Below are 14,109 nucleotides of genomic sequence, written 5' to 3'. Positions count from 1 at the left end.
AATTTATAATGTTAATTAGTGTAGATAAAACTCAGACTTTTATATGCGATAGCCCTAAAGTTCTATCCAACGGGTGGGATACTTTTCAATTATTTTAGTGGAGTACTTTTCAGTTATTATCTACATGCAAGGAAAGAATCGAATGGTCTTTACCGGCATTTCCAGCCAGCCGTATCTTCAATTTGGCCTGCTTTTTCTTCAGATCCGGATAGATTTGGACGGATTCGATATACCGGGAAGGCTTTGCCGACAGTTTGATGTCCCCGATAATTCCGTTCCAGTTACTTTGCGTATGGTCGGAAACACTATGTGCATTTATTCCGACCTCTGCATAAAGGCGGTTATCCACGCGCAACGTGATCGTATGCTCTCCGGCTTGCAGGCCGTCTAAGACAAAGCGGTGGGGAGTCTGAAGGGAGTTCTGCTCCCCTACTCTCTTGCCATCCAGGAAAAGGGTAGTCTCCCAATGTGTCCGTTCGAGGCTAAGTACCACCGGACGGTTCTCCCAACCGGAAGGCACATTCACCTTCTTCCGATACCAGGCTGCACCTACATAATGCTTGTCCGGGTTCAGCCAGAAAGGCACCTTGATATTACCCGGTTGCCGGTACTTGGCATATTCGGGCGCATTATACCACGAGCTATCGACCACCTGTCCGGTCCACCGGGTGTCCAGACTGACCTCTTCGCCTTTTCCCTGCTCTTGTAATGAGCCCGGCAGACGGACAACGTCTGCCAAGTCTTTCTTCTGCCACTCCTGCCCTATTCCGGCATCTGCCGGGTCCAAAGCAAATTGCCACTCACCTGCCAGAGACAGTTCGGAAGACGTCTCCTTGCAGGACAGAAAGAATACCAGGCTTATCGAGGCCCAAAATAAAAAGATGTTCACCTGCTTCATAATCCTATCAGTTTAAGTAATTCATATATCAGTCCGTCCATTGCACTATATAAGGTTTCCGACCATTTTCAGATGTATCTGTACTCCCTGATGGTTATTATCCATCCCGGCGGCGATGTGGAAATAACGTTCCGCCTTGTCGAGGTTGCCGAGTCCGAGATGCCCCAACCCCATCAGGTAGTTGCAATGGATGCGGTTCTTCTTGTCCATGTCGTCTTCCCAAATCTGGAGATCGGGGAGCGAGACGGCGAAATAGTCCATCTTGAAGGTGTCGAACAAATGCTTTTCGCCAAAGTCGATCAGCCGGTTAAAGCGGCCGCGTGCCTCATCTTCACGTCCTAACTTACGGAGCGCCAGTCCCTGGTAGAAGATCTTATCCGGCTTCTGGTCGTTGTAGTACATGGCGGCTGCCGGCTGGCTATTCCCGGTGCTGGCGGCCAGGAACAGTTCGCGGGCCTCGGCTTCACGTCCCAATGCTTGCAAGGCACAGCCTTTGTAGTAATTGAAATCGTTCTCCTGGGCGCCATAGAGTTTCCCCTCGCCTAAGTTATGAGGATAGATGAAACATTCTTCGATCAAGTCCAATGCTTTTTGATTCTCTCCGGCTTTCAGGCAAGCTTTTACCAACTCGACACGTGCCAACTGATACTGTGCAGGGACTTTCCCTTCTCCCCCTTCCCAGGGATGGAAACGGCGGGCATCGATCATGCGGATCGCCTCTTCATAACGTCCCAACTGGTTCAGCAGGGTGACATATTCCAGATACAGGTCGTCGCGGGAGAAGGCGGTCTCCTTTACCAGGTCCAATACAGCCAGACGCTCGGCATGCGGCCGGTTCAAGCGTTTATAGAGCTGGTCGCATTCCATCAGGATACGGGCATCCCGTATATCCGCCTTAAACGCCCTTTCCAGTAAGGCCACCGCTTCCTGTTGTTTATTCAGCTTGTTGAAATAGGCTAAGGACAAGTTGCGGAGTGCTGTCGGGAAGGTATCGTCCAGCTCTATCGACTTCTCCCATTCGGCGATCGCTTCGGGATATTGGCGTTTGTCATACCACAGGTTGCCTAAGTAATAATGGGCCTTAGGCACGGCATCCGTAAACCGGATCACCGCTTGCAAAGCCGTGATCGCTTCGAGCGCATTCGGGAAACAGCAGTCAGCCGGCTGGTGCTCGGCAACGCAGATCGCCATTTCGGCCTCTTTCAAGCGCCCCAAGGATAATAGGAACCAACATTTATAATAATACAGCAATGTGCGTTCCGAGACAACTACTTCGAAAGCCGCCTCAACGACCTTCAGGGCTTCTTCGAAGCAGCCGGCAGAGGCATAGTCGAGCGATAATTCCTCGTAGTTATGCCCTTCCGAACGCATCCGTACGAGCAGGTCGTCCAAAACAGCCTTCTCGCCCGTCAACAGATACTCTTCAAAGCTACAGCCGAAGTTGAAGCGGTCGATCGCGAGGGATTCCCGGATCAGGGCCAACGCCTCGTCCGCCCGTCCGAGGTGACGGAGAACGACAGCCTTCAAATGGCGCCCGCGCAAGTTATGCCAGTTACGGAGCAGGGATTTATCTATTTCATACAATGCCTCCTCCCAATTGCCTTTCGAAGCGGACAGTTGAGCCAGCGAATAATACCCGGCATCCTGCCAGGCCGCATTCCAACAGGCTTTATAGAAACAGTCGTAGGCCTCATCCGTCTTACCCTGATATTTAAGCGACAATCCGAGATTATACAAAGGCTCGCCGTCATACGGGTTCGGGTTCTTTTCCGTCAGCGTCTTGACAGCACGGCGCAAATAAGGTTCGGCTTTTGCAAACTGCCCCTTACGGATCAGCCACAGCCCCATTGCGTTGTTGTTGCGGACATCGCCCGGATCACGGCTGAGCGCCTCCCGGTAATAATCGGTAGCGGAATAGGTGGCATGGCGGTATTGTTCGAGATGCAGGCCGGTCAGATAGAGTTGTTCCGTCGTCCGGATCTCTTTCGGATCGAGAGCCGCCTTTGCCGGTTCGGGAATATCTCTGACTTCATCGGGTTCCGGCTCCCAAGAGAGCAGGAGTTTTCCCTTAAGGGTATAAACCGATACCCTTAAGCCTGTAAATTCTACCCTCGGGAGCAGTTCTTCCAGGATGGCTTCCGGGGTGACGTCGCGGACAATATCCAATATCCGTTCTCCGGCTTTTGTGACCACGATATGCAACTCTTTTTGTGCAGAAGTGGCAAAGATCTTCAGGCGCAGCGCTTCTCCTTCCGGCTCGATATTCATCAGCAGGTCGGAAGAGGCGTTCTTGACGACTCCCAACTCCCGGTACGGCATAAAATACTGGGTGAAGGTCTTTTCTTCATACGGTTGCAGCCAGGTGAAATCCGGCTGGTTGTCGGTATAGACTCCCGTCATCAACTCGATATAAGGGCCGTCGGCATCCGTCAGGTTCCGGTCCCAGGCCTTCCCGAAATCACCGTTTCCCCAGGTCCATTGTTTCTTGCCCGGTGAGATATGGTGGTTGGCGACGTGCAGGACACCGGCACGGGTATCGTTTTCGTAACCGCCGACAAAATTGTATCGGGAACGGATCGCCATGTAGGACGTGGGGACGGGAATATTCTTATAGCGGGAGATATCGACACCTGCCGAATAATCCATCTTGTAATACGTTCCCGTAGCGATCGGATAACGCGAAACATCGCGTTTGCCATGATCGAACACGGCATTGACATCACCGGGAAAGACCGATTGGTACTGCTCGTTCACGGCAACCGCCGGATTCGCCCACCAGAGGAACGTCTGCGGGAGCGGAGTCGGATTATACACCTTGCCCTGTATTTCCAGGACCGCACGCCCCGGACGCAATGTAAACCCGGCCATCCCTTTCTGGTGGAACATCCGTTCCCTTTCGCTCACCCAGACGACCACACTGCCGTCCGGCTTTTTCTCGATCGAATAATCCACCGGAAGGAACGTGCTCGGACGGTGGTGCTGCGGCCAGTTGAACTCGATTCCCCCGGAGATCCAAGGCCCCGTCAGGCCGACCAAGGCCGGTTTGATCACATGGTTGTAATAGATGAAATGACGCTGCTTGATCTTGTCGTACGCCATCTGCACCCGCCCGCCGAGTTCCGGCAGGATCATTACCTTTATATATTCGTTTTCCAGATACACGGCGTGATAGGACTTGTTTTCACAGGTATCTTCGATCTTCTCGATCACAGGATAGGGATAGACCACCCCGCTGCTCCCCTGATACACGCGTTTTTCCAGGAACATCGGGTTCTTTTCCGGTTTACCGATGCCGTAGGTAGGGAGAAGGATGTCTTCTTCCCAGACTTTTACATTCTCTGCCATATTCTAAAGTTATTTCGTTAATTCTTTTTCCAGTTCTTCCAATGTCTTTCCTTTCGTCTCCGGCAGCTTGGCCCGTATGAAGAGGAAACCGGCGAGGCAGATTCCGCCATACAGCCAGAACGTGCCCGAAGCGCCGACCGCCTCGTTCAGGATCGGGAAGGTATAGGTCAGCACGAAGCAAGCCACCCAAAGGAAAAAGGTGGAGAGCGCCATCGCCATCCCGCGTATGCGGACGGGGAAGATCTCGGAGAGCACGACCCAGACCACCGGCGCCAGCGACATGGCATAGCAAGCGATCGCCAGCACGACCAGCAACAGCATCGGCCAACCGCTGATCCCTGAGAAATAGCACGTCCCGAGGATCGTATAGATCAAAGCCAACCCTGCCGAACCGACAAACATCAGCGTGCGACGCCCCCATTTATCGACCGTATAGATCGCAACAAACGTAAAGATCACATTCGTCACCCCTGTCACCACGATATTCATCAGGACATCGGACACGGCATAGCCGGCGGCCGAGAAGATTTCCTGCGCATAATTGAAGATCACATTAATCCCGCACCACTGTTGGAAGACAGCCAATACGATCCCGATCACCAGCACACCCCGCACACCGGGCTGCAACAACGCGCCCCAGTTGGCCTTTTCTTTCTTGTCTTCGCCCAACTGTCCCAGTTCGGAAAGCGTTTGCCGGGCATATTCCTCCCCACCGACACGCACCAGGATTTTACCGGCTTCGGCAGGCTGCCCCGCCATAGCCAACCAACGAGGGCTTTCGGGAATCACAAAGGAGAGGATAAAGAACACGTCTGCCGGAACCAGCTCCGCCCAGAACATCCAACGCCAGGCCCACTCGATACTTTCCGCGCTCAACGTCTCGCCGCCGGCCGTAAAATATTCGCCGATCTGCCAGTTCGCCAACTGCGCCATCAGGATACCCAACACGATCGTCAGCTGGTTGAGCGAAACAAACTTGCCGCGAACGGATGCCGGGGAAACCTCGGCTATATAAACCGGGGAGACATTCGAGGCGATACCGATACCGAAGCCTCCGACGATGCGATAGACGATAAACCAGGAGAAACGATCTACCGCCCCGGTCCCAACAGCCGAAGCCACAAAGAGGAAAGAGGCGGCAATCAGCATCTTCTTTCGCCCGTAACGATCGCTCCAGGCCCCCGAAAGCAAGGCTCCTGCCAGGCAGCCGACCAGTGCGCTGCTCATCGCCCAGCCGCGGAGGGCCGCCGAACCTTCCAGGTTGAAAAAGGGTTCATAAAATATCTTGGCGCCTCCGATCACCACCCAGTCGTAACCGAACAGCAATCCCCCCATTGCCGAGACGAGGCAGATCAATAACAAATAGCCTGTTGTTTGCTTCATGATAATTAGTTATTAAGTTTGCGGTAAATGATTAAGATACGGATGCAAAGTAAATGCCTTTTGCGGGAAGAATAAATAGATAAAAAATTGATAGAGATGGACGATCTTCCGATTTTAATCGTAAGTTTGCATCATTCCTAAATCGACGTATTATGATCAGAAGAAAAGACGGTTTCAGCGGGGAGCGGGCGCTTGTCCTTCCACAGCCCATCATCCACGAGATGGAGGAAGACCCTATTTCCTCCATTTTGCACATTACCGATATCGGATATTACCCGAAAGCGTGGCATCATTTCCGGGAACGGCAGGAGCCGATCACGCAGTTCGTCTTCATCTATTGCATAGAAGGATCGGGCTGGTTCCGGACGGAAGGGCAGGAATTCCAGGTGACCGCCAACCAATATTTCATCCTGCCGGCCGGGAAACCGCATGCCTACGGGGCCAACGAGGAGGACCCGTGGACGATCTACTGGATTCATTTTAAAGGAAAGCTGGCCCCCCATTTCTCCAGGCAGTGCACACGCCCGATAGAGATCAAACCGGGGATGCACTCGCGCATCAGCAACCGGATCGACATGTTCGAAGAGATACTCCGGACACTGGAAATGGGTTACAGCCATGAAAACCTATTATACGCCTGCTCCATCTTCTACCACTACCTCGGAACATTGCGCTATTTGCAACAGTACCGTGACGCCGCCCGCCACGAGCCGGAAAAGAACGATATCGTGACGGCTGCCATCCATTTCATGAAGGAGAACATCGAGAAAAAGCTGACGTTGCAGGAGATCGCCGCCCACACAGGCTATTCGTCCTCCCACTTCTCCGTCCTGTTCAGCCAGCGGACAGGTTACGCGCCGCTGGCCTACTTCAACCAACTGAAGATACAGCAAGCCTGCCGGCTCTTAGACTTCACCGACATGAAGGTGAACCAGGTCTGCTATAAGATCGGCATCGAAGACACCTATTACTTCTCCCGCCTCTTCAGCAAGATCATGGGGATGCCGCCGCGGGAGTACAAGAAGATGAAGAAAGGGTGATTACCAATAATACCCCTCCATAATCTCCTTCATCCGGGGAGTCGCCGCGTCGGTATCGCCAACCTCGCGCCGCAATTGCAACAGCTCGCGTTTCATCTTCTCGATTTCCCCGGCATAGGTAGGGGAACCGTAGGCATTATGGTTTTCGTGCGGGTCGGCGAGCAGGTCGTAAAATTCCCATGATGGCGTGACGGGAACCTTATCCGAGCCGGTCGCATTCAGCGGATCGCCGTAGAGGAACATCAGTTTATAGCGATGGTTGCGGATGCCCATGTGGGCGGGACGGATCTTATGGTGCGTCCAGTAACGGTAGTACATGGACTGCCGCCAGTCGCGCGGAGTCTCGCCTTTCAGGTTGTCGCGGAAGCTGCGGCCTTCGCTGCACGACGGAGCGTTCACTCCGGCATAGTCGGCCAGCGTGGCGGCAAAGTCAGTGTTGAGGATGATGTCGGCGTTGCGCGTCCCGGCGGGGATCTCCTTCGGGTAGCGGATGACGAAAGGCATACGGAGCGGTTCCTCGAACATCATGCGTTTGTCGAACATGCCGTGTTCACCGAGGAAATAGCCCTGGTCGGAGACATAGACCACGATCGTGTTCTCGGCCAGCCCTTCCTCATCGAGGAAACGCAGCAGGCGGCCGATATTGTCGTCGATGGCCGCCCCGCAACGCAGGTAGTCGCGAATCAACTTCTGATAGATCTTCCGGCGTGCGTCTTCCTTGCTCATCCCTTCTATGGAGAAAGGCAGTTCGGGGTACTTGCACCACCACGAATCCGGATCTTTCGACGCGATGCCCCACCGGCGTGCCATGTCCTCCAACGGCTGTCCGGGGAAGGTACGCCCGGATTCTTCCGGCCCGAACTCCATCATATTGGCCGGTTCGGGGAAGGTGACACCGTCATAGATATGCGCCAGCCGTTCGGGGAAATCCCACGGCTCGTGCGTCGCCTTGAAATGGCAGCACATCATGAAGGGCTGGTCCTTATCGCGCGAACGGATCCACCGGATCGTCTTGTCGGTCACCAGGTCGGTCGAGAAGCCTTTCTCCACCTTGCCGCTCTTGCCCTGATCGTCATCCACCCAGCCTTCGGCGGTCTTGAACAGCGGGTCCCAATATTCTCCCTGGTCGTGGAAAACACAGAAGTAATCGAAGCCGGAAGGTTGTTTCTTCAGATGCCATTTGCCGATCAGTGCGGTCTGGTAGCCGCCTTGCTGCATCTGCTTGGCGATATTGTCCGCCATCGGGTCAAGCCCGTCTTCAAGCGTGTAGACCCCGTTATGATGGCTGTAGGCGCCTGTCATGATCGCAGCGCGGCTGGGCGCGGAGATCGAGTTCGTGCAGAAGCAGTTGTCGAGCACGCACCCCTCGGCCGCCAGGCGGCGGATATTCTCATTCTTCACATACTCGCTCAGGATTCCTCCGTATATGCCCCACGCCTGCGACGTGTGGTCGTCGGAGAGGATGAAAAGGATGTTCGGGCGTTCGCCGGCCGTTTCCGCTTTGCCGGCAGCCGACACCGGGGAGGCTGTCGCCAGGAGGCCGGCTCCGATGATAAGTTGATTCAATGTTTTCATGGCATGTCTTTTGTTTTTCCCTGCAAAAGTAACGAATTTAAATAATGTGCCGATGGCAAGGATGCTCGGACGAAGAAAAAAAATCCGACAACAAATAAAAATCAAGACAAAACTGAAATGTTCCGGAATAAACCCTACCTTTAGCAACAGATTTATCAGAAAAAAGACAAATATGTTTACATCGACCATGACAGACGAAGAGATCCGCCACGAAGCGTTGCTGGATTTCCTGGAAATAAAGACAAAGCTGCAATATGGCTTGCAGGATTTCGCCCAAACACAACGACACAAACAAGCGATCCACTCCGTCGTGCAAAGCAGGACGTGCCGGACGCGCCGCCACAACAATTGGGAAGTGCGCTTCTTCGTCCATTCTCGCAAGCCAAACGGAGGCATGATCTATGGTTACCTCATCTACCTCCCGCTACAGAAAGGAGAACAAGTCTATTATCTCTTCCTGAAAGATACCACAGAGTTTATACTCGAGATAGTAACCCCTCATCTCTTGCAACGATACAAGGAACGTTACATCGAACCTAACAATATCAACTTGGGCTGGATGCCTTTGGCTGTCTACTTCCAACGATACACGACGGACATGAAAAAGACGAATTTCACTCCCCCGAACTGGACTGCTGAAGAATTCAAGACCAAGAAAGTCTGGATTTCAGATCAAGGACTGATCGTCACCGAGGAAAAAGGCGATATGCGCACGTTTATCACATTCCTCGACCAAGAGAGCCTGTCGCAATATAAGGCGCTCGTGTATGAAGAAGAATCGCTCCTCCGAAAATTCAAAGAAATCGGGCTATACCTCGACAAAGACTTTGACACTTACATAAACAAGGCCGAAGCCTTGTTCAACACCCCCAACGCCAGAAAAATCTGGGAACGGCATCTTAGGAGAGCCGCCAACCGCTTCCTACCCGATTATGAGGAGCAAATCCAAAAAGGAATCGAACACTGGGATACAATGCAAAAAATACTCCAGGATTCGCTGGACCAAAAAAAGGAATCGAACAAGTTACTCCGCGAAATGCAACAAGGCATTGTCCTGCCTCCCGATTTCTTTCAAAAGATGCTGAAGGCGATAGCGGAGGCTTCGGAACTTCCCGAAAACCCGGAAAATGATTTTTGAAGCTTCCGGAAACTTCCGAAAGTCCGAAAAATCATTTTTCAAGGCGGCGGAAGTTCCCGAAAGCTCCGAAAATCGTTTTTCAAACCGCCGGAAAGTTCCGAAAGCCTGAAAAATCATTTTTGAAGACGGCGGAAAACTCCGGAAACTTCAAAAATGATTTTCCGGGATTCCGGGAACTTCCGAAAAGATATTTATTTTATTCATACCATAAATTTATTACCATGAAACAGATTAATTTGAAATTTGATCTTTCACGTGCCCGCAACGCCGAGCACTACCAGTTCCACTCCGACATCCTGCGTATCATCACCCTCGATTTCGCTACCGAACAGGGAATCGAAACGTTGCGCACCCCCTACCAGGAACTGTTCGACACGGAAAACACCTGCTACCTGCGCAATGCCAAGTTGCAAGACACGCCGGAGGTCGAAGCAGCCGACAAAACGCGCGACAACCTTTTCCTGTATGTTTCGCAAACCATCACGACCGGACTCCTGTGCCCGATCGAGGCGACTGCCACAGCCGCCAAACGGCTGGACTATCATTTAGCGCCTTACAAAGACGCACCTCGTCTGACCTACGCCGCCAACACGGCTGCCGTGACGGACTTCGTCGACAAAATGCAGCAGGAAGGCATCAAAGAGGATGTCGCCACGCTCGGCCTGACAGCCGTCATTACGCAATTGGGTGAAGCGAACAAGGCCTTCAACGACCTCTACAGCGGGCGGTCCGCCGAAGTCCTCGCACGTACCACTTCGGACAATATGAAGTCGATCCGCCCCAAAGTGGACGATGCTTACAAGGAACTGGCATCGGCCGTCAACGCCCTCTACCAGGTCAATTTCCTGGTAACGAAAAGCAGTGACAAGGAAACCTCCATCGGCGCGGTCATCGATGAGGTGAACGCCATCATCCTCCAATTGCAAAACACGCTTTCACGCGCCGGCGTCGGCCCGAAACCCAATTTCACCCCTGCCGACAAGCAGGAACCTTCCACCCCTTCGGGCGGCGGCGAGGAAGAAAGGCCGGGAGAGTTGTAAAAAAGGAGGGAGGTGTGTCAAAACTCCTTTATCACGATCTTTAAGGCACGGATTACGCGGATTACACGGAAAGATAATAAATTTATCCGTGTAAATCCGTGAAATCCGTGCCTGAATTATGTCTATTGTAAGCAGGATTTTCTTTTGACACACCTTCCTTACTTCACCAATTTCAACTCCTCAATCAACCGCGGGCATTTCCCCCATTTGTCAATCATATACAGCACATAGCGGATGTCGACGCTGATCGTGCGCTGCAAGTCCGGCTCGAAGGCGATGTCGCCGCTCATCGCTTCCCAGTTGCCATCGAAGGCAAGGCCGATCAGACGGGCGTTCTTGTCGAACACAGGGCTGCCGGAGTTACCGCCTGTGATGTCGTTGTTCGAGAGGAAGCAAAGCTGCAATTCGCCGTCCTTGTTGGCATACTGGCCGAAGTCCTTGCTGCGGATCAGGTCGAGGATTTCGGGCTGCACCCAGAACTCGTCGCTTTCGGGGTTTTCCTTTTCGAAGATCCCCTTCTGGGTCGTATAGTAATCATACCAGGCAGCATCGTACGGACGGTAACCGCCGATGGAACCGTAGCTCACACGCATCGTAAAGTTGGCGTCCGAAGCGAAAGCCTTCTCCGGGTGCATCTCTTTCAAGCCGGCAAAATAGAGGCGTTCGCCCTTGGCGATATCGTAGTAAGAATCACCCGTGAGCTGTTGCAACTCGAAGAGGGAGATGAGGACGGACAGGCTCAACTCGGCAGCCGGGTCCTTCTTCAGCTTCGCATATTTCTTCGGGTCCTTCAGCATGGAGGCGATATTGTCGTAAGACAGGATGGATGTCTTCTTGAATACATCGGCGGCATACTTTTCATAATCGCCTTTATATTTCTTGTCCACCTTCTTGTAGATATCCGGAAGATTCTCAGCCGGAACCCGTTCTTTCACGATCTTCATCATTGCCGCCAGCACCTTCCGGTCGAGGCTTGCGTCGTAGTCCTTGAAGAAGCCTTTGATATTATCTTCGAGGAAGATGTCGATCTCTTCGGGGGTCGAGCCTTTCACATCCACGCTCTGGATCATGCGGGCCAGCTTCACGATCTCGGCGCCGCTCAGGAACGCTTCGCCCAGGTAGGTGGAGATCTTCTTATATTCGCCGGAAGAAGTATATCCCTTTTCCAGAAGGCTCAACACGTCGCCATAGGCTTCCTTGCGCTTCGGGTCTTGTGCCACCCAAGCGGCAAAAGCGGCTTCCTCTTCGCGTTTGCGGTCGATCACTTTCAGGTTGGCAAGGCCCTTGTTCATACCGATCGAGTTTTTCCAGTAGTTGGAGCTGCCGGCATATTTGGAGGCATATTTGATGCGCACCTCGTCACTCTTCAACATCGCGTCTTTCCAGATCGCCTGCTTGATGCCGCGCACTTCGATACGCGGTTTGTTGCTATCCTCGATACGCTGCTGCACGCCCCATGAACAGAGGTAACGGTCCGTGCTGCCGGGGAAACCGATCGTCATCGCGTAGTCCTTGTCCTCATACCCTTGCAACGACACTTCGGCCACGTATTTCGGCCGGTAGGGCTTGTTATCCTTGCTGTAGGCCGCCGGCTTGTTGTCGGCTCCGGCATATACGCGGAACACGGAGAAGTCGCCCGTATGGCGCGGCCACATCCAGTTGTCCGTATCGCCGCCGAACTTCCCGACCGAGCTGGGCGGGGCGAACACCATGCGGACGTCGTTGTAGACATCGTAGACGATCAGGAAATACTTGTTATTGTTGTAGAAAGGCACGACATCGGCAGACTGGAATTCCGTGTTCCCGACAGAATCGGCCATCGCCTGCCCGATCGAATCGGCGGCGGCCAGACGCAGGTGCTCTTCCTTGATCGAAGCGATCTCAGAATTGATACGGTCGCTCACATCCACCGTCTCACGCAGGTAACGGACCGTCAGGCCCGGAACCGGCAACTCTTCTTCCTTACTCTGCGAAACGAAACCGTCTTTCAGGTAATCGTGTTCCACACTGCTCAACTGCTGGATCGAGCCGAAACCGCAATGATGGTTGGTGAAGACCAATCCCTCGTTCGAAACGGTAATGCCGGTACATCCTCCTCCGAAGATCACGACGGCGTTGGCGACGCAAGGGCCGGTTTCACTGTACAACTGTTCGTAAGACGGAGTAAATCCCAACTCCTTCATCCTCGCCAGGTTTTGTTTGTTCAACTCTTTCAGCACCCACATGCCCTCATCGGCAAACACTTGGCCTGAAGCAACGAGAAGCAGTAACACTGCCCACAACTTCTTCATAAAATTCATTCTTTGTTCGTTATTCAATAATTAATTTGATTTTCTTTCGTTCTACACGCGCGGCAAGCCATTTCTTAATCTTTTCCTGCTCTGCCTCACGCACTTTTTCTTTACTTTTCAGGTAGACTAACAGGACGGTATCGGTTCGAATGCTATCCATATCCATCAGATAGGTATGCGCACAAGAGACTTCCTTGACATAGGGGAAAAGAACTTTCATTTCCGGCATCAGCTCGGACGTAAGATGATTGTAACTGTGATATTTGTTCAGGTCGCGTTTCAGCGAATCGATCTGCACGGACTGCGCCCGGAGGACCTCTTCGCTATTCTTATACAGGTCCTGCATCAGCAGGCTTTTCAACTCGTTGATATCGGTGGCTTCCTGCCCGAAACCCTGTTGCACGATAAGCCCCACGTTTTTCAAGCCGTATTTCGGCATCTTGGCACGGGCGTTCGTAATCATCGTTTCAGGCACTGTCTCGCCGATCAGGACTACTTTCACCTCTTTCTTGTCACTGGTGTCGGTCACCGTCTTGCTCAGTATCTGCGTGTTCGGGAAACTCAGCTCATCGGCGACAAACGTCCGCACCCGGTCGTTGAAATAACTGGCCCGGATCAGGTTGTAGCTCAGGAAAAGGCTGGGCACGATGGTAAAGAAGACGATCACCCCGACATATCGCGTCACGATCTTCTCGCGCTGTTTGTCTAAAAAGACTTTCTTCGGGTATTTCAGCAGGCGGACCACCACATAGGTCGCCAGGCTGATGAACACCGTATTGATAAAATAAAGGTAGAAAGCGCCGAAGAAATAATACAGGTTACCGCTCGCCAGCCCGAAACCGGCCGTACAAAGCGGCGGCATCAAAGCCGTGGCGATCGCCACGCCGGGAATCACATTCCCCTTGCTCTTGGTCGAACTGGCCACGATCCCCGCCAGACCGCCGAAGAAAGCGATCAGCACGTCGTAGACGGTCGGCTGCGTACGGGCCAGCAACTCGCTCTGCGCCTCGCTGATCGGGGAGATCAGGAAAAAGAGCGTCGACGTGATGACACTGAAGACCGTCGCCGTGGCAAAATTGCGGAAGGAACGCTTGATCAGATCGAAATCGGAAATCCCCAGCCCCAAGCCGAACCCCATGATAGGCCCCATCAGCGGGGAGATCAACATCGCACCGATAATCACCGCCGTCGAGTTCGTATTCAAACCCAGCGAAGCGACGAAGGTCGCAAAGATCAGAACCCAGAGGTTCGTCCCCTTGAACTCTATGCCTTTCTTGATAGACTCGATCGTTTCGAGCTCATCCTCTTTTTCCTGACGGACATCGAAATTACGGACAAAGAAGTCCCTAATCTGCTTGTGCAACAATCCTTTTTCCATCCTATTAAAATCAATGTTTGT

The 14,109-nt window shown here is 52.9% G+C and carries 9 protein-coding genes; 3 read left to right on the top strand and 6 right to left on the bottom strand.

Annotated elements, in window-relative coordinates:
• Positions 1-109: 109 nt before the first annotated feature.
• Genes ACW6QF_RS03905 through ACW6QF_RS03895 form a run of 3 tightly spaced genes read right to left on the bottom strand, consistent with a single transcriptional unit; the run spans position 110 to position 5,626 of the window.
• Positions 110-898 carry a sugar-binding domain-containing protein gene (locus ACW6QF_RS03905; RefSeq protein ID WP_456086894.1) on the bottom strand — a complete coding sequence of 263 codons (789 nt, stop codon included), beginning with the start codon at positions 896-898 and terminating at the stop codon, positions 110-112.
• A gap of 45 nt (positions 899-943) precedes the next feature.
• Positions 944-4,243, bottom strand: a complete 3,300-nt coding sequence (locus ACW6QF_RS03900) for a DUF5107 domain-containing protein (protein WP_298550975.1) — start codon at positions 4,241-4,243, stop codon at positions 944-946.
• Between the two features lie 9 nt (positions 4,244-4,252).
• Complete coding sequence (locus tag ACW6QF_RS03895) at positions 4,253-5,626, bottom strand: sugar porter family MFS transporter (RefSeq protein WP_456086893.1); 1,374 nt, start codon at positions 5,624-5,626, stop codon at positions 4,253-4,255.
• Between the two features lie 152 nt (positions 5,627-5,778).
• Here ACW6QF_RS03895 and ACW6QF_RS03890 point away from each other — a divergent pair, with 152 nt between their 5' ends.
• On the top strand, positions 5,779-6,666 hold the full coding sequence (locus ACW6QF_RS03890) for an AraC family transcriptional regulator (RefSeq protein ID WP_298550978.1): 888 nt from the start codon (positions 5,779-5,781) through the stop codon (positions 6,664-6,666).
• Here the strand turns inward: ACW6QF_RS03890 and ACW6QF_RS03885 are convergent, their stop codons facing one another.
• Entirely contained in the window at positions 6,667-8,241 is a 1,575-nt protein-coding gene (locus ACW6QF_RS03885) for a sulfatase family protein (RefSeq protein ID WP_456086892.1), read from the bottom strand.
• A 172-nt stretch (positions 8,242-8,413) separates the two neighbouring features.
• Between ACW6QF_RS03885 and ACW6QF_RS03880 the strand changes: the two genes are divergently transcribed.
• A complete protein-coding gene (locus ACW6QF_RS03880) occupies positions 8,414-9,379 on the top strand; it encodes a hypothetical protein (RefSeq protein ID WP_298550982.1) in 966 nt (321 codons plus the stop codon).
• Between the two features lie 221 nt (positions 9,380-9,600).
• The gene (locus tag ACW6QF_RS03875) at positions 9,601-10,419 is read left to right on the top strand and encodes a DUF6261 family protein (RefSeq protein WP_456086891.1); all 819 of its coding nucleotides are present in this window, start codon (positions 9,601-9,603) and stop codon (positions 10,417-10,419) included.
• 158 nt (positions 10,420-10,577) lie between these two features.
• Here ACW6QF_RS03875 and ACW6QF_RS03870 read toward each other — a convergent pair whose 3' ends face one another.
• Both ACW6QF_RS03870 and ACW6QF_RS03865 read right to left on the bottom strand, forming a co-directional pair.
• Positions 10,578-12,710: a S46 family peptidase gene (locus ACW6QF_RS03870; RefSeq protein ID WP_366139611.1), complete on the bottom strand. Its 2,133-nt coding sequence runs from the start codon at positions 12,708-12,710 to the stop codon at positions 10,578-10,580.
• Positions 12,711-12,729: 19 nt separating this feature from the next.
• Entirely contained in the window at positions 12,730-14,088 is a 1,359-nt protein-coding gene (locus ACW6QF_RS03865; RefSeq protein ID WP_456086890.1) for a TIGR00341 family protein, read from the bottom strand.
• Positions 14,089-14,109: the final 21 nt, after the last annotated feature.

Source organism: Parabacteroides sp., assembly GCF_977054455.1.
This window is presented reverse-complemented; position numbering and strand designations above follow the sequence as displayed.